The organism is Flexithrix dorotheae DSM 6795, from assembly GCF_000379765.1.
Taxonomy (GTDB): domain Bacteria; phylum Bacteroidota; class Bacteroidia; order Cytophagales; family Flammeovirgaceae; genus Flexithrix; species Flexithrix dorotheae.
The window spans coordinates 160,797-179,288 of record NZ_KB903431.1; the positions used below are offsets into that span (position 1 = coordinate 160,797).

Here is an 18,492-nt window from a genome sequence, read left to right on the forward strand (position 1 = left end):
CTATATGGAAAAAGTAAAGAAAAAAGGTATTTATTTAAGGAATTCCCGATAATCATTTTTTATCAACCATGTACTTCTTAGGGGTACAATTAAATTTTCATCTTCTTCATAAAGATTTTCAATATAATTGTTTAAGGTGTTTTGTGTAATGGCTTCTGGATTTACTCCTTGAAAATAATAGACAAATTCTTTTCCTGGATCTTCTTTAAGGATTAATAGTAATCTTTGATATTGTTGGTTGTATAAACTGATCCCAGTTTTGTTGGCATCTTTTAATTTAAATGTTCCTGAAATGGTATCTTCACTAGAAATACATCCTTGTTCAAGTTCTTGAAAAGGGATTGTATTCAAAAGTTTAAAGTTATAGTCTGCCTTAATACTGAATCTTAGAAAGGTGGTGTAGCAATCGGGAGCTCCACAGTCTAAACTGTGTAAATCAAAAGGAATATTTATGCGTAGACTATCCTTTTCCTGATAAACTAAATTTCGAATATACAGTTCCTGGAATATACCGGATTTTAAAAATTCATTTTCTTTCTGGTCCAGGATTTTTTTCCGTATTGAATCTTGTAATGAATCCCAGTTTGGAAGTGATTTTGAGTTTTTAATAAAAGTTTTATCGATTGGTTTATATTCTGATGAATTAATTTCATTTGACTGTAGTTTTTTTATTTCATTCTTAGAAACAGTCACTTCCTTAACCTCCTCTTTATTGCAGCAAAAAAATAAGAATGTAAGGAAAATTATATGTGAAAATTGTTTTACCATTTATTTCTTTTGGTTGCACGGAAATATTCAAATATAAATAATCTTATCTTGCCTTATAATCCCTAAACCGGTAATATTTTGGGTGGGAATCGATTCTGGCATGCAGCCAGAAAACCCCCATGCCGGCAGTACTTAGCCATTTGGGCTGATGGCCGATTTGTTTTGAATATTCTTGTCCAACTTTTTTCCAAAAAGCATCAATTTGATCTTTTAACCCACTTCTTATAAACTTTGCCAGGTGGGTGTAATTTTGATGCTCGGCAATAGGGCAGGGAACAATTAATTGCGCATCTCCCCCGAGGTTGGGAAATGAAATGATTGAATTCTTTTTGGAAAACTGATTGGCAAATGCTTGTGAGTCAGGTTTTTGAGAAACCAAAGTTGAGCTTTTAACCAATACAAATTCATATGGTTTGTTTAAGTCTTTTTTAGACACAGGCTGGTTTTCCCAATAGAAAGCCGGGAATTGGCAATTCATTAAAATCTCATTGTAAAAGTTGCGGAAATTTCCGGAGGTAGTTAAACCTTCTATAAAATCCTGATAAGAAATGGGTTTATCCTTAAGGATTAATTGATACTTTTCAACATTATCATTAAATAAAATTTTATTAACCTTCCACATGAAATAGTAATACTTTTTAATTGGGATAAACAAGTATAAAAATAAGAATGACTGATCATTATTACCAGTCATTCTTATTCTTAAAGGTGGAATTACTACTCTACCTGCTCTTTTCTCAATTTGAAATTGGGAGAAACCTGTTTATTCTACAACAATAATTGGCATGGTAAACTTTCTATTTCCTGACTTTACTTCAATAATATAGTGATTGGGCATTAATTTAGTTTCAGGTGTAATTTGTATAGGGCCTCTTGATACATTTTCCAGGCTTTGAGAATAAATTAATTTTCCTGAAAGTGAATAAAACAAAACCTCTGCTTTTGCTTCAACTTGAGCGAAATTTACGTAAACCTGTCCTCCCTTGTTATTATAAGTGGGGTAAATTTCAATTGTTTGTCTGGTCATTAAGGAAACTACAACCACTTTGCTATAAGAAAATGAACTATCAATATCCACATTTTTTAACCTGTAATAATTATTTCCAAGGGAAGGATTGGTATGTTCGAATGAATATTTATTTCTGCCCGTTAATTGATTTTTTCCTTCAATATTAGCCAAACTAATAAAGTTATATCCGTCTGTAGATTGTTGGAGGTCGAAATGACTGAAATTGATTTCTGATCCAGTTTCCCAGTTTAATTGGATTTTTCCACTTATTTGTTTCCCAGAAAATGAATACAATTCGATAGGTAATAAACCAGGGTTAACGCCATTCTCATCTAAAGCGACTTCCCCATTTAATCCATCGCCATTAAGACAATAAGGAGGTGAATCTCCCGCAGAAGGAGGATCATTAGAAGTACAACCACCGCCTCCTTTTCCAATTGTTTGTCCACAAATAGATAATTGATTACTTGCACTTCCTCCTGTTATTTTTCCTCCATTTTCAATAAGGATATAATTTCCACATCCTGAACTGCCATTTGTCAGGTCTAATTTATCACTGGAACTTGGAAATGTTAGTATACCGCCACTTTGAATTCTGAGGTTTCCATTAAATTCCTCATCATTGTCGGTTACTTCTACAGTGACTCCATTTGTAATAATGATTTCATCTCCAACGGCTGGAAAAGACCCGGTTTCATCACATACCATATTATCCCAATCAATGGTACACGGTGAGCCTCCGGAGCAGGTAATAGTACAATTTTGAGCGGTGAGTTGGGATATGAATATAATAAAATAAAAAACGATTAAGTAATAAATTTTCGTAACCATACATGAGTTGAATTGCTTTTTTTTTAATTTTCCTACCTTTTAGGGTAGGTAAAGTTTGCTTGTAATATGGTTAGAATAGTAGCTAAGTAATAACTTTATAAGAGCCTTAAATATTTCTACCCTCGAACAAATCTTAAAAAAAAGGTAGAGATTTAAACCATCCCTAACCTTTTAAAACCGCCAATGGGGTAAGTTCTATCATAATTTCTGCCAGATCTGTCTGGTTGTTCATGACCTCACCAATATCCTTGTATGCACCCACTGCTTCATCCAGATCTTTTTTGTTTCTGATCCCATGGACCACCCCGAGTTTTTCCAGTTTCTGGATTTCTTCCTGCAAATCCAGCGTTTTTTGAGCCTGCTTTCTTCCCAGTTTTCTACCAGCTCCATGTGAACATGACATAAAACTTTCAGGGTTACCCAAACCTTTCACGATAAATGATTTAGTTCCCTGTGATCCGGGAATCATGCCCAATTCACCAGTTTTGGCTTGTGTGGCTCCTTTTCTATGAACCAGTACATCTTTACCAAAATGATTTTCCCATGCAGCGAAATTGTGGGATTTGTTAATAAGCTCTCCACAATCAAACTCTCCCGCCACATATTGGAGTGCTTCCACCATTCTTGTCATCATTAGTTTTCTATTGGCTAATGCAAATTCAACACAATAGCTCATTTCAGCCAGGTAATCTTTTGCTTCTTTGGTTTCTATTGGCAGGAAAGCCAAATCCATTTTTCTGGTAACAGTTGAATGCCATTTTTCATTCAGGTTCAAAGCCCGTTGGTTATAATGTTTGGCCACGCCATAACCCAGATTTCTACTTCCCGAATGAATCATGATCCAGATAAATCCATCCGAACCTTGTTGAATTTCAATAAAGTGGTTTCCCCCGCCAAGTGTTCCAATCTGTTTTAAAGCTTTGGAATATCCTTTTTTTACAATTTCCAGTGACTCAGCTCCTTCTGGCATTAAGGCTTCATCCTGGGCTTCATCATGCCAGTTCATTCCCAGAGGAATTAATTTTCTGGCTTCTCCTAATGTTTTTTTAAGTGTTTCTTTTTCAATGGATTGTAAGCTGGTTTTCATGGCACACATCCCACATCCAATATCCACACCAACAGCATTGGGTACTACTACGCCTTCGGTAGCCAAAATAGACCCTATGGGCATTCCATAGCCCACATGGCTATCGGGCATTAGGGGAATATGTTTGAAAGCAAATGGCAAGTTTGCCAGGTTTTTAGCCTGAGCCAATGCTTCATCATCTAAATCATCCAACCACATTTTGATTGGGAGTCTTTCTGTGGCAACTACCTTTTTCATTTTATTATTGAATAATATTTCACAAACTAATTGAAATTGAGGTGAATTTCCCCTCCTCTTAAAAAGTACATGTACTTAGTCTCCCCTCCCGGATTCGAACCGGGACTTCCTGTTTTGGGACAGTCAGGCTGTAAATGCGCTTCCCTACTTCACCAATAAAATTGGTTTTTCGGTGCTTCTGCAAATTCTATCCATTTTGGAGTTTGCCCAAAACGGCATAATCCTGTCACTCCACGGTTCCGTAATCTCTTTTACCGCAGCTCTTCCTTTTAAGCTAAGGGGAGTTTTTGAGAAGTGAGATTTTTATAATCTCACTTCTATATTATTGGTTTAATAATCACCCAAAGAGTTTCCTTAAATCTTCCACCACCTTATTCCCTCCGGAAACAGAAATGTTGTCAATTTTCTCTGCTATCTTCTCCATATATTCCATCTCCTTGAGTTTGAACAACATTTGGTTGTCCTCCATCAATTTTGCCGTGTTGAGCAAACTTCTGGTAGAAGCAGTTTCTTCTCTTCTGGTAATGATATTGGCCTGAGCTCTTTTTTGAGCCACCAAAACCTGATTCATAATATCCTTAACCTCACCGGGTAAAATGATATCACGAATACCGCAGTCAAGGATTTTTACGCCTAAAGTATCTGCTTTTGCAGCTACTTCTATAAGTAATTTAGCTGCCACTGCTTCCTTGTTTTCCATCAACTCATCAAGTGAATACCTGCTAATGTATTCCCTTAATGCCATTTGCATCATGATATAAAGCTGGCGCTCGAAGTCTTTGTTATCTATGAGTGCTTTCTCTATATCAGTTACCTGATACTTGGTTTGGAAATTTATTCTCAAAGCAGCTTTGTCCCTGGTCAATAGTTCCTGACCGGAAACCTCAATTTGTTGTTGTCTCATATCCGCTTTTAGCATGGCCAAAGGTTTTGGGGTATTCCAAAAATGATATGTTCCTTTTTCCAGCATTTTCACAAATTTCCCATCTTCGAAAAGCATCCCTTCCTCATAAGACTCTACCACAAATACCCTGGTAAAGGGAATTACCGCTTTGTTCTGCAATATTTTTCTGGGAATATTAGGTGAAATTTCCTTTTCATTTAAATCAATAATTTGGAAATCATAAGCTTTCCCTTCTTTCCAGAAAGCATATCTTCCTGGAGTAAGCACCCATCTGAATAACCCTCTTTCACTCACTAAAGCGATTTCATTATCATTAATCTCCACCAGGTTAAGCATTGCAGCAAGTTCCTCGTCCTGAAGTAAAAGATCAATTTCTATTGGAGATTTGAATGAGGTAAACAAATCAAAAAGCTCTACCTTTTCACCAAAGTTTAACCAGTGTTTTCCCGATTTAATTACCCTTTGGTAATCACCATTTTTAAACACCAAACCAACTTTTCCAACATTTACGCTTACTCTTTTCATGATATATAATAGTTTATAATATTCGATCAATAACAGAAAATGGTCTGGCTATCAATTAAAAGCGGAATTGCAATTAAGTGAAGTTTGAGAAGTTTAGTTTTCCGGATTCTGTTAAAGATGTTATCGAATAAAAAGTAATTCCTTTATAGATAAGCCTTTTCAAATCCGAAAAAGTAAACCAATCGCCTAAACGGTATCCCTGCTTTTCAAGGCTTTTAACTGATTGTGTTTTCATCCGAAGATGAATCCACCAGCCAGACCGTATCTGTTTTTTAATGGTGGTCGATTTTTGCAAGTGACCTTCTTGATTAAATTGGATTAAAAGTCCAACACTCTACCAATTGAGTTACTACAATTTGGCTGTAGGCGGGATTCGAACCCGCAACGGAAACTGATGCTTTACCACTAAGCTACCTGGCTATACCAGAGAGGGAGTCGAACCCTCGTTCCTCAGTTGTGAGTGAAACAAATGAAGCAATGTTGCAGCATATCAAAAGCTATTGCGGATGATACTATGGCGCATTTCGAAGCGCTCATCAGGTCAGCCATTGTCATTTTTCCACGTGCTTCCTTTTCAGGGAAGATCTTTATTGCTAATTGCATTATTTCTTTGTTTTCAAATGTTTGATGATTCAAAGATGGAAGAGTACTGCGCATCCTTTTTGCGTAGTATAAATTCTTTTTTTAGATTTAGGGGAATAACTTGATGGAATTTGTGTAAAATGCTTATTTACAATGTTTTAAGGAGTTTTAAAAAACAATAAAAATACTACTGGACATTTTTAAAAATTAGGATATAAAACTAATAATATTAATTTCCTCCCCCTAGCCCCCTCAACGAGGGGGAAATGTGTTTTTCCCCTCTGGAGGGGATACAGGGGAGGTTTTTAACTCTTTTTATAAGAAGTAGCAAAGTTGATCTCGGATGGAAAATTTTCATCTTAAATTAATTTTGTCCAGTAGTATGATCAATAAAAAATAAATGCCAGTTAACCGAAATGCCCTGATCCGCTATAAAACCATTGACAAATGTCTGCAGAATCATTACAGAAAATGGACCCTGGATGATTTGATAGATGCCTGTTCAGATGCCTTATATGAATATGAAGGCATTGATAAAGGGGTAAGTAAAAGAACAGTACAGGCAGATATCCAAATGATGCGCAGTGATAAGCTGGGATATAATGCTCCAATCATTGTGGTAGACCGGAAATATTATGCTTATGAAGATAAGGAATATAGTATCACTAATATCCCATTAACAGATCAGGATTTGGGAATGCTATCTGAGGCGGTGGAGTTTCTAAAACAATTTCAGGGATTTTCCCATTTCAGTGAACTGGATGGGATGGTGCAGAAACTGGAAGATCATATTTATTCCCAAAAAATGCATTCCAGACCGGTGATCGATATGGAGAAAAATGCCAATTTAAAAGGGCTGGGGTTTTTGGACTCCTTATATAAGGCAATCATTAGAAAAAATGCCTTGGAAATTACTTATCAATCTTTTAAGGCAAGAGTACCGGGAGTTTTTGATTTTCATCCTTATTTATTGAAAGAATTTCGGAACAGATGGTTTCTGATTGGCATAAAAAGATACGATGGTGATTTACTCAATTTGGCTCTGGATAGAATAATTGATTTAAAAGTTTCTGAAAGACCTTATATTGAAAATGAGAGATTCCAATTGGATACCTATTATAAAAATGCCATTGGGGTTTCGGTAAGTCCTAGTCTCCGGCCTGAAAAAGTATTGTTGCATTTTAGCCACAGGCATGCTCCCTACGTCATTACCAAACCTTTTCATCATTCCCAGGAAGTAGTGGAAAGTGATTTGTATGGAGTTACCATTTCCCTTGACGTACAACATAATTTTGAATTGGAAAAAGAAATCCTGGCTTTTGGAGACGGGGTAAAGGTACTGGCACCGAATCGCCTAAAAAGGATAATAAAAGACCGGTTAGTGGGAGCAGTAGACTTGTATCAAACAGATCTGAATGATAAAGGATTAAAACCAATGGTGAAAAAACTGGTACATAAGGGTTATGCATTGGTTACTCAAGTTTATTCCAACAGAGAAGTCAAAAAAATGAAAGCCCTGGTAGATCAGTATTTTGCTCAGGTTGAAATTAATCCCTATTCTCAAAGGAAACTTTTGAAGGCAATCCCCGAACTAATCCCTGTGATATTTAATAAAAATTTAAAAAAGATCATAAGGTCCATTAATCCAAAAGTTTTCCTTACCAAATCCATATATTTTGATAAGTCTCCACAAGCTAACTGGTATGTGACCTGGCATCAGGATATTCCTATAAATGTGAAGGAAAAAATTACTACCGAAGGATTTTATGGCTGGACCCAAAAAGATGGTGTAATCAGCGTTTGCCCTCCGGAAGATATTTCTCAAAAGATTTTTTCTATCAGAATACACCTGGACGAAACCAATGAAAATAATGGAGCACTTAAAGTTATCTCTGGTTCTCACAAAAAGGTATTGAAGGATGAAGAAATTCAGTTAATAACAGAGAATAGCAGCCCGGTAATTTGTGATGTAGGCCCAGGGGGAATTCAGGTAATGAAACCCTTAATTTTGCATGCTTCTTCAAAATCGAAGCAACAGAAAAGGAGAAGGGTAATTCATTTGGAATTTTGCGACATGGATTTGCCTCAACCCCTAGTCTGGGCAGAGAAAGAACCTGTTGATCTTCAAGATTAATATTTTGAATTTAAGGACAGGACGTTCATTTTTGCAGTCAGTTTAAAATTGAGGCTATAGGTATAAAGCATTTAATCGATGGAAGTAGAAAAATTGGAATTAAGTCATAAAAAGTTGGTCAGAGGATTGCGGAAAGCAGTTTGGCAACTTCAGGAAGAATTTCAGTTGATTGAAAGTGGGGATAAAGTAATGGTTTGTCTGTCCGGTGGAAAGGATAGCTATACCATGCTGGACTTATTATTAAACATGCAACATGCCAGGGGAAATGATTTTGAAATTGTAGCGGTAAATCTCGATCAGAAACAGCCCGATTATCCTGAACATATTTTGCCCCAATATTTAGAAAGCCTTGGTGTAAAATATCACATTCTTGAAAAAGATACTTATAGTATTGTAAAAGATAAAGTTCCTGAAGGCAAAACGATGTGTAGTTTATGCTCCAGGTTGAGAAGAGGAAATTTATATAGTTATGCGGATGAAATTGGCGCTAATAAAATCGCTCTGGGCCATCACAGGGAAGATGTACTGGAAACCTTTTTCCTCAATTTGTTTTTTGGAGGGAAAATAGAAACCATGCCTCCAAAGTTTGAATCGGATGATGCCAGACATATTATAATACGTCCCATGGTTTATTGCAAAGAATCGGAAATTGCCGAATATGCCCAATTGCGGGAATTTCCAATTATTCCCTGTAACCTCTGTGGCTCGCAACCCAAAATGCAGCGACAAATGATAAAAGCCATGCTCGATGGCTGGGAAAAGGAATACCCGGACAGAAAAGGCATTATTCTAACCGCCCTGAAAAATGTGCACCCTTCCCATCTGCTGGACAAGAAAATTTTTGACTTTGAAGGCCTAAAGGATTTGATATAATATTGAGTCTATTCAATCAGGCTTTTTATTTCATTATAAAACTTTTGCATGGTTTGATTACCACGGGTTTGTGTGAAATAGCATATAATTAAATCTTTTTCGGGAATAACAAATGCCACGGTGCCATCTGAACCACTATGCCCAAAAACAGGTTTTTGCCCATTTATTGGTTTTGTAAGAATTTGCATCTGCATACCATAACCATAAGAATTTAGCTTTTCAGATTTTATAGATAATGGAGTAGGTTCTAATGCCTTTTGAATACTTTCTGGACTTAGAATATAAAGAGAATCAGTTTTTCCATTGTCAGACCACATTTTTAAAAACCGAGCATAATCAATTGGAGTAGAGAATAAACCACCTGAGCATCTGAAATATTTGTATTCCAGAGTAGAATCATTATCCCAGTATTTATGGTTTTCCTTTGTGATGGGAATTTTCATATATGCACTTGAAATGTCAGCTCTTTTTTGGTGCATTGTTAGGGTATCTGAAAAAGTGTTTTCCAACTTAAGGGGTACTATAATTTTCTCCCGGATAAAATCTTCGGGAAGTTGGCCCGAAACCACTGAAATAATTTGTCCTAAAATTCCAGAATTTATATCACTATATATATAAGATGTATTAACCGGATTTTGTGGACCAATTTTGCCAATAGTATCAATAGATGCTTTTAGGGATTGAAACCTTCCAGGAAAGGGAAGTCCATCTTCAAATCCTGAAGTATGAGTTAAAAGATGATAAATATTGATTTTCTCAGTTTTGGGGTTTTGGAAATTTTTGATGTATTTGCTCACCGGGTCATTTATTTCAAGTTTCTTCTTATCAGCCAACATTAATATTGCTGTTCCGATAAAGGGTTTTGTCATAGACCGGATTCTGAAAATGGTGTTTGGTGTTAAAGGAGCTTCTTCTTCAAAATCCTTCCAGCCAATACTGGCATGAATGATCACTTTTCTACCCTTTATCATCAACCATTCTGCTCCAACAATTTCTCCCCATCTTACCCAGCCTTTTATTTTTTGGGTAATATGGTTGTACTCTTTTTGTAAATCTATTATTTCTTTCTCTTGAGCGCCATACTCAAAAAAATGATGAGAGGCTTTAACTTCAGAACTGGAATGATCGAATACAGGAATTTCTACATCGGAAGGGACTTTCTGGCAGCCAGATAAAAAAAATCCGATTAATAAATACGAAACAAGTTTTTTAAATAAGAAGCTTTCCCGCCTAAAATGTGACATGAGGAAATTGGGATTGGTAAATAATTTTATGATTAGTAGGTATTTGAAAAATTAAATTACTGACACTTTGAAAAAATTGGTGAAAAAATTAAAAAAATGAATTGAAATAAAGCAAAAATCTAAAATCAGGAAATTAGTGGAGGGTGGAATTGGTGTCAACTTTAAAAAAAAATTGGATTCCGGGACTGAGAAATTTCAAATGCACACTAAAAAATGAAGAAATTATTTCGTGACCATCTGGCTATATATGTATGGAAATTGTTGGATTTTGAAACTTTTTTATAAAAAGTGATTCTATTGAGTGGGTTGTTTACACCAGATTTTTAGTCTAAAACAATAATTTTTCACTTTTTAAATATTTCAATAAAAGATTGCATTTTAAAGGTCTTTAGCATAGTAATCTTTAATTGCAAAAGGTAAACAGCTGTTTTTGCTCGGTAAAACCATGATTTTTCGGGACTAATTTTTTCAAGGTCAATTTTAATTTACCTTAAAAATTCCTGAGAATCTGTTTTTTAACCAAATATTTTAAGGTGGCTTATCATCTAACTGACACTGTAAGGTTTTCGCCAGTTTTGATATCACTTTGGTATTTATTCCCTCTATCTTAGCAATACGAAATCACAAAAAAATACAATCGTTAACTAAATGTAAAACAATGAGGAAATTCAAAATAAGTGACTGCGAATTAATTACTAAGTATAAAAAAGGTGACGAGAAAGCTTTTGAAGAGCTGGTAACAAGGCACAAAAATAAAATTTATACTACTATTTTACTAATTGTAAAAGATACTGAAATCGCAGAAGATTTACTACAGGAAACATTTATTAAAGCGATTAAAACTATCCAGTCTGGTAGATATAATGAGGAAGGAAAATTCTTGCCTTGGATTTCAAGAATTGCTCACAATATGGCTATCGACTACTTTAGAAAACAAAAAAGATATCCTACTATTGTAATGGAGGATGGAAGTAATGTTTTCAACACTTTAGAATTCTCTGAAGATTCATTCGAATCGCTTCAAATTAAAAAAGAAACACATGCAAGATTGAGATCTTTGATCCAAAATCTTCCTGATGCTCAAAAAGAAGTATTAATGATGAGACATTATATGAAAATGAGCTTCCAGGAAATTGCAGAGACTACAGGAGTAAGTATAAACACTGCCTTGGGAAGAATGAGATATGCTTTAATTAATTTAAGAAAGCAAATGACAAACATGAATCCTGAAGAAAAATCATTTGAAAAAAAGAACCAGTCACGATAAATGAATTTTACTACTTGATATAAAGCCAGGCTTTTTGCCTGGCTTTTTTTATACCCAAAAACAAAAAGCCCCTCCAGAAAATCAGAGGGGCTTTTTGTTTGTTTTAAAGAATTAAAAAATTAGATGGCCCAGGCCTTATCTCCTTTTTTGTAAGGCATGCACGGGTCATACCGACCTGGAGTTTCCACATATCTCAGTGCCTGAGTAGCTCCAATTTCTGACGAAAAATAGCCCCAAAGGGTCAGCTCTTTGATCATTCGGAAATAATGATTAGGGTCCTCTGGTTTTTTATTTTTGGAATATTCTCCTGCTTCCTTATCTAATTTTTCCAGAACTTCCTTTTTCTTTTCCGGTGTAAAGCTCAGAAAATCATCCCCACCATTTTCTTTTGCAAAGTCATTCAGTTTAGAAATTCCTTCTAAGAAAATCTTTTGATCTTTTTCCTCATAGCAATCAGTGACGATTACCTTCATAAATTCTCCAATTTTAGCAGCCTTTGCCCCCGGAGAAGATGCTGTATTAGGCAGAATGGTATCCCCAACTTCATCCAGAAAACTGATATTATTTGCTGTGAATTCAATATTTGAAAGTTGTGGAGTGCCTTCCTTACACCCATAAAGAAATATTTCCGCTCCAATGATACTTCCACCAAGGATCATGGAAACTCTGGATAATGCATCTCTTCTGTTCATAATTTAATAATTTTATTAAAAAGAGTTTTACTCAATTAAATCAGGGTTAATAATTAAAGATTCATCTTTTTTAATTCACTTACAGCATGGTCTGCAGCTCTTGCAGTAAATGCCATATAAGTCAAAGATGGATTTTGACATCCACCTGAAGTCATGAATGAACCATCAGTAACATAAACATTTTTGGCATCCCATACCTGATTGTGTTTATTCAGGACTGAAGTTTTGGGATCTCTTCCCATTCTTGCAGTACCCATTTCGTGAATTCCTCTTCCGGGAGTGCCATCTCCATCATGACCTTTTACATCTTTTACTCCTGCTGCTTCAAGCATTTCCAAACCATCATTGAGCATATCTTTTCTCATTTTCAGCTCATTTTCCTTCAATTCACAGTCAATAGCCACCACGTTTAGTCCCCACTTATCTGTTTTGGTTTTATCCAAGGTGATTTTATTTTCATGATAGGGTAAAATTTCACCAAATCCTCCCATTCCAAATGTCCATCTTCCAGGCTCGGTAAGTGCTTCTTTAAATTCTGCTCCAATCGTATATTCAGGAACATCTCTTCGCCAGCTTTCCCTTCCTGATCCTCCCTGATAGCCAAATCCTCTTAAATAATCCCTTTTATCACCGAACAAATTTCTAAACCGTGGTAAATAAAAACCTCCAGGCCTTCTACCGTAATAGTATTTATCCTCATATCCTTCAACCCATCCTCCAACGCCAACACCCAGGTGGTGGTCCATTAAATTGTGGCCTAATTCTCCACTGCTACTTCCTAAGCCTCCTTCCCATACATCTGTAGCAGAGTTCATTAGAATCCAGGTTGAATTAATTGTAGAGGCATTTAGAAAAATTACCTTTGCTTTATATACATAAGTTTGGTTGGTTTCTGCATCCAAAACTTCTACGCCTGTTGCTTTTTTTGTATCCTTATCGTACAAAATTTGGGTAACAATAGAGTAGGGTCGGAGAGTAAGGTTTCCGGTTTTGGTAGCCGCTGGTAAGGTAGACGATTGTGTACTAAAATACCCTCCAAATGGACAACCCAGGCTACATTTATTTCTATATTGACATTGATTCCTACCCTCAAGTGGTCCGGTAACGTGTGCAACCCTTCCCATAACTATATGTCTGTTCGGGAATTTTTGATTGATTCTCGCAGCCACATCTTTTTCCACACAAGTCATTGGTAATGCGGGAAGGTATTGACCATCTGGGAGTTGGGGTAAACCATCCCTGTTTCCACTAATCCCTGCAAATTTTTCTACATGATCATACCAGGGCGCAATTTCCTTATATCTAACGGGCCAGTCTACGGCAATTCCATCTTCAGCATTGGCATTAAAATCAAAATCACTAAGCCTGTAACTATGTTTTCCCCACATCAGCGACCTTCCCCCTACATGGTATCCTCTAAACCAGTCAAATCTTTTTACTTCGGTATAAGGACAATCTTTTTCATTAACCCACCACTCCAGGTTTTTTTCACTTAAAGGATAATCTCTTTTAAGGACAGGATAATCTTTGATCATTTGTTGAGTTCGGGTACCTCTGTGAGGGAAATCCCATGGAGCTTTCATTGCATTTGGATAGTCTTTTACGTGCTCCACATTCATCCCTCTTTCTAACATAATCACCTTCAATCCTTTCTCGCACAGTTCTTTGGCTGCCCATCCGCCACTAATTCCTGAGCCAACCACAATCGCATCAAATTCATTTTCTTTCATATTCAGTACTAAAATTTGTTTATGTTAATCATTTCATCTTATAAAGATAGGTGGAAAAACCCTGAATATGGATATTAAAATGAATTTTAGAATGAATGTAAAGAGGCTATTCTTTGATGACTTTCCTGAGGAAACTATAAATTAATTTCTGCCGCTCAAAAAATTACAACAATGGTCAAATTTTAAAACTTATTTCATGCTTGTAAATCAGCCCCTTAATGCAATCAAAAAGAATATTTATTACTGGATGTAAAAATCAACATAAACTTCTATCTTGGAGGTGAATTTCAATTTAATAAAAGAAAAGCTAGACTAAATTAGATGAAAGTAATTTTAAGTATGATGGTATTCGCTTTCACATTTGGAGTGATCGTATTAACACAAAAGCAGGACAATATAACCCAAAAAGATTTCCCTTTTTTTGTGGGAACTTATACAAAAGGGGAAAGTGAAGGGATTTATAAATATATCCTGAAAAATGATGGTGTTTTGGAAAAAGTAGGCCTGGCTGCAAAAATTTCCAATCCCTCTTTTCTAACCATCACAGACGATCGTAAATTTCTTATTTCAGTAGATGAATCGAAGGAAGGAATGGTGGAAGCTTTTCGCATTGAAGGGGATGAGTTAAAATCGATAAATAAACAATCTTCGGGAGGGGAATATCCATGTTTTATTGGGGTCAATAAAAAGGGATTTGTGACTACAGCCAATTACGGAAATGGTACAATCGGTTTATTGAAAATTGATGCTGAAGGAAAACTGGAGGGCCCGTTAGATATATTGCAACATACAGGCTCGGGCACAACTTCCAGACAAAAAGGACCACATGCCCATTCTGTTTGGTTCCGGAATAACGGGAAAGAAATTGTATCGGTTGACTTGGGTACCAATGAAATTTGGTTTTCTAATTTAGATGCAAAAAATGGAAAGCTGGTATCTCAAAATCCTCAAAAGCTGGCAATGTCTGATGGGGCAGGACCAAGGCACATGACTTTCCATCCCACAAAAAAATGGGCTTATGTGCTTAATGAACTTTCATCTACCGTGACATTTATAGAAAACGAGTCTTCCAAAGCATATCAAATTGTAAGTTCCATTTCCACTTTACCAGATAATTTTGATCAGCCAAATTCCTGTGCTGATATCCATATTTCTGAGGATGGAAAGTTTTTGTATGCCTCCAATAGAGGGCATGACAGCATTGTGATTTTCCAAATAAACCAGAAGGATGGAACACTCTCATTAGTCGGGCATGAAAAAACAAGAGGGGAGACCCCAAGGAATTTTAATTTATCGCCTGATAACCGGTATTTACTGGTGGCCAATCAAAAAACAAATTCCATTGTGTCCTTTAAAAGAAATGGAGATACAGGAAAACTGGAATTTGTATCAGAAATTGAAGCACCCACTCCGGTTTGTATTATGTTTTGATATTTTTTAACAAGCTCTATTTTGATGAAGTTGTTAAAAAAGAATGTCCTTGTTTTATGGAAAATCAAAACCACAAATATTTTTTGCTAAATTATGTATTCATTTTAGGATTAATTATCCTTTTGCTGAATGACCATTTTTTTAAATTAGAATACTCCAATTGGATTACGGGGAAGTTATCTGATTTTGTTGGATTGCTAATTTTACCAATGGTTATCTCTTATTTGTTTCCAAAAAAGATTGGCAGAAATGTTTTTATTACAGCTTTATTTTTCATTTTTTGGAAATCAATCTATTCTCAATCCCTGATTGATTTTTATAATCAATTTGCGCTAATTAGAATTACAAGAGTAGTTGACTATACTGATTTAATTGCCTTAAGTATACTTCCATTTTCCTATTACTATTTATTAAATATTAGAAAAATTGACTGGTTACTGATTAACCACTTAAATGTGAAACCAGGATTAATTTTAATTCCAACTATAGTAATATTTATGGCAACTTCACCTCCCTATAATTATCGCTATACCTTTTCAGATGGGGAATTACAATGCTCTTCATGTTTTCAAACTCTAAAATTAAGTAAGAGTGAAATTTTAAATATTTTAATTGAAAATGATCTCAATATTTCTATTGATAGTCTTCCACGGGAAAATACATTTGGTGATTTTGATGATTACTGGAAAGATTCTACCCAAAATTTAGTTAGTAATTATCCATATTATAAAATTGATACCCTCATAGTAGAAAAGGACACTATAACCGACTTTCAATTTGCCTTAGTTGAATTATCAGAAGATAAAACAAAGGTTTGGCTTAATGGGATGAATATTTCTCAGGATATAACAGATAATAAGGTAGAAAGGAAATTGAGAAAATATTATAAAAAATTACTCAAAGACTATCTGAAATATATTTTAAAATCAAAACCATCTGAATAACCAGGTAAGTCTCCTATTTATAATTTGGCATTTCTAATTTAAATCCTCCTTCACCATTTTACCAAAAGCCATTAATTCTCCATTTTCATTAGATAAAATGGATGGATATTATTCATTGTTCCAAATCCAGGCAATTCTGCCTATTCCATATTTAAGCACCAGTGCTCACTATTATTTCCGAGAAAAAGTAATCCCTCTATCAGTCTTTTATGGCAAAATAATACACGGTTAACTTTGAATTATTACTTATTACAAAATTCAAGTAATGTTTTTCCATAGGAATTCTCATCTACATAATAACTTGATGCCCAACCTTAATACCTTAATTTGATTATCTATGATCGAATATAGTTTGCCTTTAAATGATAATAATGGTATATATAGATATAGCAAAAGATTTGTTTGGATTACTTCCGGTTTGTTTCGTTTTTTCTAATAGTAAATAAGGTGACTTTTTTTGCGAATAGAAAGAATAGCATTTTTTGAGTTTCAACAAATGTGCTTAAAAAGTTTACCATTCTGTGAGAGTTCTGTGATACTTAAGCTGAACCTTTGTTTAAAATTAATGTAATTCAAAACTGAAATTTTAAACAATGAAAAATTTGACTCTTATTTGGTTTGTTATGGCTGTTTTCACTTTTATTAGTTGTGAGGACGATACGGAAAAAATAATTGATAGTTCCCTGCCTAACGGAACATTCACGGCTCAAAAGGGAGGTACATTTGTAGCCCAAAATGGCACACCAACAGCTGGAACAGTTGATCTTGGTTTAGATGAAGCTGGTTCCACTTTTCTTAAATTTAATGAGGATTTTATGACTGAGCTGGGTACAGGAACGGTAACAGTTTATTTATCTACCTCAGATACTTTCACCCCAAATCCTGGTGAAGGAAATCCTGATTTAAAGTTAATTGGAGCTATAGGAAGTAATGGAGAATCTTACCATAAAATCATGGATACAGTGGAAAGTAAATTTACCCATGTGATTCTGTGGTGTGGTTCTGCTAGTATTCCTTTTGGAAATGCCGCACTGCAAAGTAAATAATAATTTATTTTTCCACTTAAAATCTCCTCCTAAGAGCAGGGCGTTTTTCTCCCTGCTTTTTCTTACAATTTCAAAATACGTATTCAAAACATGATATAAAATAGCTGTTTTTAACAGTTGTTTTCCCTTTCCTCATTTTCAAAATTTTGTTTAAAGATAATGCAAGCGAATACTTGTACAAAATACCAATTCACGATCTAAAAAAGATATTGTTTTTTTAACCATGCCCCTATGAAAAACATCATTCTTACCTCCATTTATTTGCTCATATTTTCAACTCAAAACTTTGCACAAAGTGGCTGGGTAAAAGAAAAAGGTACTTATTTTATCCAGGGAAGCTTTAATGTATTTTCTTCAGACCAATATTACAATACCTCAGGAGAGCTTCAGACTTCAGCATTAGGAACCGATTTTACTACTACGGCTTTTAAAGTTTATGGGGAATATGGAATTACCAATCGGCTTACCCTTACAGCCAATTTACCCTTGATTAAGTCCAACGGTTTTAGCACCACTGAAACAATATTTGGTGTGGGTGATTTGAGAATAGGAGCAAAATATCAGTTATTAAAGTCTTTTCCTTTATCATTGGCTATAGAACCCGAAATACCAACTGGAAACGGGGAGCAATTTGCCTTTGCAAAAACTGAAAATGACCTAGGTTTTAGAGAAAAAATAAATATTCCGACTTCTGATGGAGAGTTTAATGTTTGGTCTACACTTGCTGCTTCTCTTTCCAGTAACAATGGGAGGTATTATGGCAGCATTTATGGTGGTTTTAATTGGAGGACGAAGGGACTAAGTCACCAATTAAAAGTAGGGACGGAAGCAGGAACTTTATTTTTTGATAAGCTTTGGATTATTGGTAAACTTTGGATTCAGGAATCGTTAACCGAAAATCCCAAGAAAGTGCCATTTGTTTATGGAGAAGGGACTGAATTTACTGCTTTTGGAATTACAGCCTTATATAAAATAAATAAGAAAATTAGCATTACAGCAGAATACCTGGACTATTCAGGATTAATAACCGGTCGAAAAAACATTTATGACGGGCCTGCTTTTGGTTTGGGGGTAGCTTTTGAATACTAAGGTTATTTCTTGCCTTTTTTCAGCAACAGCCTTTGATAAATAGATCCCCATATTTTCTTATCCAGCAATTTAAATACAACTCATACTGGACATTTGTGT

15 protein-coding genes are annotated in these 18,492 nt (G+C 35.2%); 7 read left to right on the plus strand and 8 right to left on the minus strand.

Annotation, left to right across the window (positions count from 1 at the left end):
• Positions 1-30: 30 nt before the first annotated feature.
• The 5 genes from A3EM_RS0104555 to A3EM_RS0104575 all read right to left on the minus strand — a co-directional run bounded on the left by A3EM_RS0104555 (position 31) and on the right by A3EM_RS0104575 (position 5,361).
• Positions 31-768, minus strand: coding sequence for a hypothetical protein (locus A3EM_RS0104555; RefSeq protein ID WP_020526991.1), 738 nt, complete (start codon positions 766-768; stop codon positions 31-33).
• 43 nt (positions 769-811) lie between these two features.
• Positions 812-1,390, minus strand: a complete 579-nt coding sequence (locus A3EM_RS45520; RefSeq protein ID WP_020526992.1) for a DUF6940 family protein — start codon at positions 1,388-1,390, stop codon at positions 812-814.
• A gap of 141 nt (positions 1,391-1,531) precedes the next feature.
• Positions 1,532-2,608: a hypothetical protein gene (locus A3EM_RS0104565; RefSeq protein ID WP_020526993.1), complete on the minus strand. Its 1,077-nt coding sequence runs from the start codon at positions 2,606-2,608 to the stop codon at positions 1,532-1,534.
• Between the two features lie 163 nt (positions 2,609-2,771).
• Entirely contained in the window at positions 2,772-3,932 is a 1,161-nt protein-coding gene (locus A3EM_RS0104570; RefSeq protein ID WP_020526994.1) for an RtcB family protein, read from the minus strand.
• 337 nt (positions 3,933-4,269) lie between these two features.
• Positions 4,270-5,361: a slipin family protein gene (locus A3EM_RS0104575; protein ID WP_020526995.1), complete on the minus strand. Its 1,092-nt coding sequence runs from the start codon at positions 5,359-5,361 to the stop codon at positions 4,270-4,272.
• Between the two features lie 982 nt (positions 5,362-6,343).
• Here A3EM_RS0104575 and A3EM_RS0104585 point away from each other — a divergent pair.
• Together A3EM_RS0104585 and ttcA are read left to right on the plus strand one after the other, a co-directional pair.
• Complete coding sequence (locus A3EM_RS0104585; protein ID WP_020526997.1) at positions 6,344-8,077, plus strand: phytanoyl-CoA dioxygenase family protein; 1,734 nt, start codon at positions 6,344-6,346, stop codon at positions 8,075-8,077.
• Between the two features lie 78 nt (positions 8,078-8,155).
• Entirely contained in the window at positions 8,156-8,950 is a 795-nt protein-coding gene (gene ttcA, locus A3EM_RS0104590; RefSeq protein WP_020526998.1) for a tRNA 2-thiocytidine(32) synthetase TtcA, read from the plus strand.
• Positions 8,951-8,958: 8 nt separating this feature from the next.
• On the opposite strand, the gene A3EM_RS0104595 is transcribed toward ttcA, so the two are convergent.
• Positions 8,959-10,194: a serine hydrolase domain-containing protein gene (locus A3EM_RS0104595; RefSeq protein ID WP_020526999.1), complete on the minus strand. Its 1,236-nt coding sequence runs from the start codon at positions 10,192-10,194 to the stop codon at positions 8,959-8,961.
• 658 nt (positions 10,195-10,852) lie between these two features.
• On the opposite strand from A3EM_RS0104595, the gene A3EM_RS0104600 reads away from it, so the two are divergent.
• Positions 10,853-11,461, plus strand: a complete 609-nt coding sequence (locus A3EM_RS0104600; protein ID WP_020527000.1) for an RNA polymerase sigma factor — start codon at positions 10,853-10,855, stop codon at positions 11,459-11,461.
• Between the two features lie 119 nt (positions 11,462-11,580).
• On the opposite strand, the gene A3EM_RS0104605 is transcribed toward A3EM_RS0104600, so the two are convergent.
• Positions 11,581-12,153 carry a gluconate 2-dehydrogenase subunit 3 family protein gene (locus tag A3EM_RS0104605; RefSeq protein WP_020527001.1) on the minus strand — a complete coding sequence of 191 codons (573 nt, stop codon included), beginning with the start codon at positions 12,151-12,153 and terminating at the stop codon, positions 11,581-11,583.
• A gap of 53 nt (positions 12,154-12,206) precedes the next feature.
• Positions 12,207-13,883, minus strand: a complete 1,677-nt coding sequence (locus A3EM_RS0104610) for a GMC oxidoreductase (protein ID WP_020527002.1) — start codon at positions 13,881-13,883, stop codon at positions 12,207-12,209.
• Positions 13,884-14,204: 321 nt separating this feature from the next.
• On the opposite strand from A3EM_RS0104610, the gene A3EM_RS0104615 reads away from it, so the two are divergent.
• The 4 genes from A3EM_RS0104615 to A3EM_RS0104630 all read left to right on the plus strand — a co-directional run bounded on the left by A3EM_RS0104615 (position 14,205) and on the right by A3EM_RS0104630 (position 18,393).
• The gene (locus A3EM_RS0104615; protein WP_020527003.1) at positions 14,205-15,314 is read left to right on the plus strand and encodes a lactonase family protein; all 1,110 of its coding nucleotides are present in this window, start codon (positions 14,205-14,207) and stop codon (positions 15,312-15,314) included.
• A 56-nt stretch (positions 15,315-15,370) separates the two neighbouring features.
• Entirely contained in the window at positions 15,371-16,258 is an 888-nt protein-coding gene (locus tag A3EM_RS0104620; protein ID WP_026210097.1) for a hypothetical protein, read from the plus strand.
• Between the two features lie 593 nt (positions 16,259-16,851).
• Positions 16,852-17,304 carry a DM13 domain-containing protein gene (locus A3EM_RS0104625; RefSeq protein ID WP_020527005.1) on the plus strand — a complete coding sequence of 151 codons (453 nt, stop codon included), beginning with the start codon at positions 16,852-16,854 and terminating at the stop codon, positions 17,302-17,304.
• 231 nt (positions 17,305-17,535) lie between these two features.
• Positions 17,536-18,393: a hypothetical protein gene (locus tag A3EM_RS0104630; protein ID WP_020527006.1), complete on the plus strand. Its 858-nt coding sequence runs from the start codon at positions 17,536-17,538 to the stop codon at positions 18,391-18,393.
• Positions 18,394-18,492 lie beyond the last annotated feature (99 nt).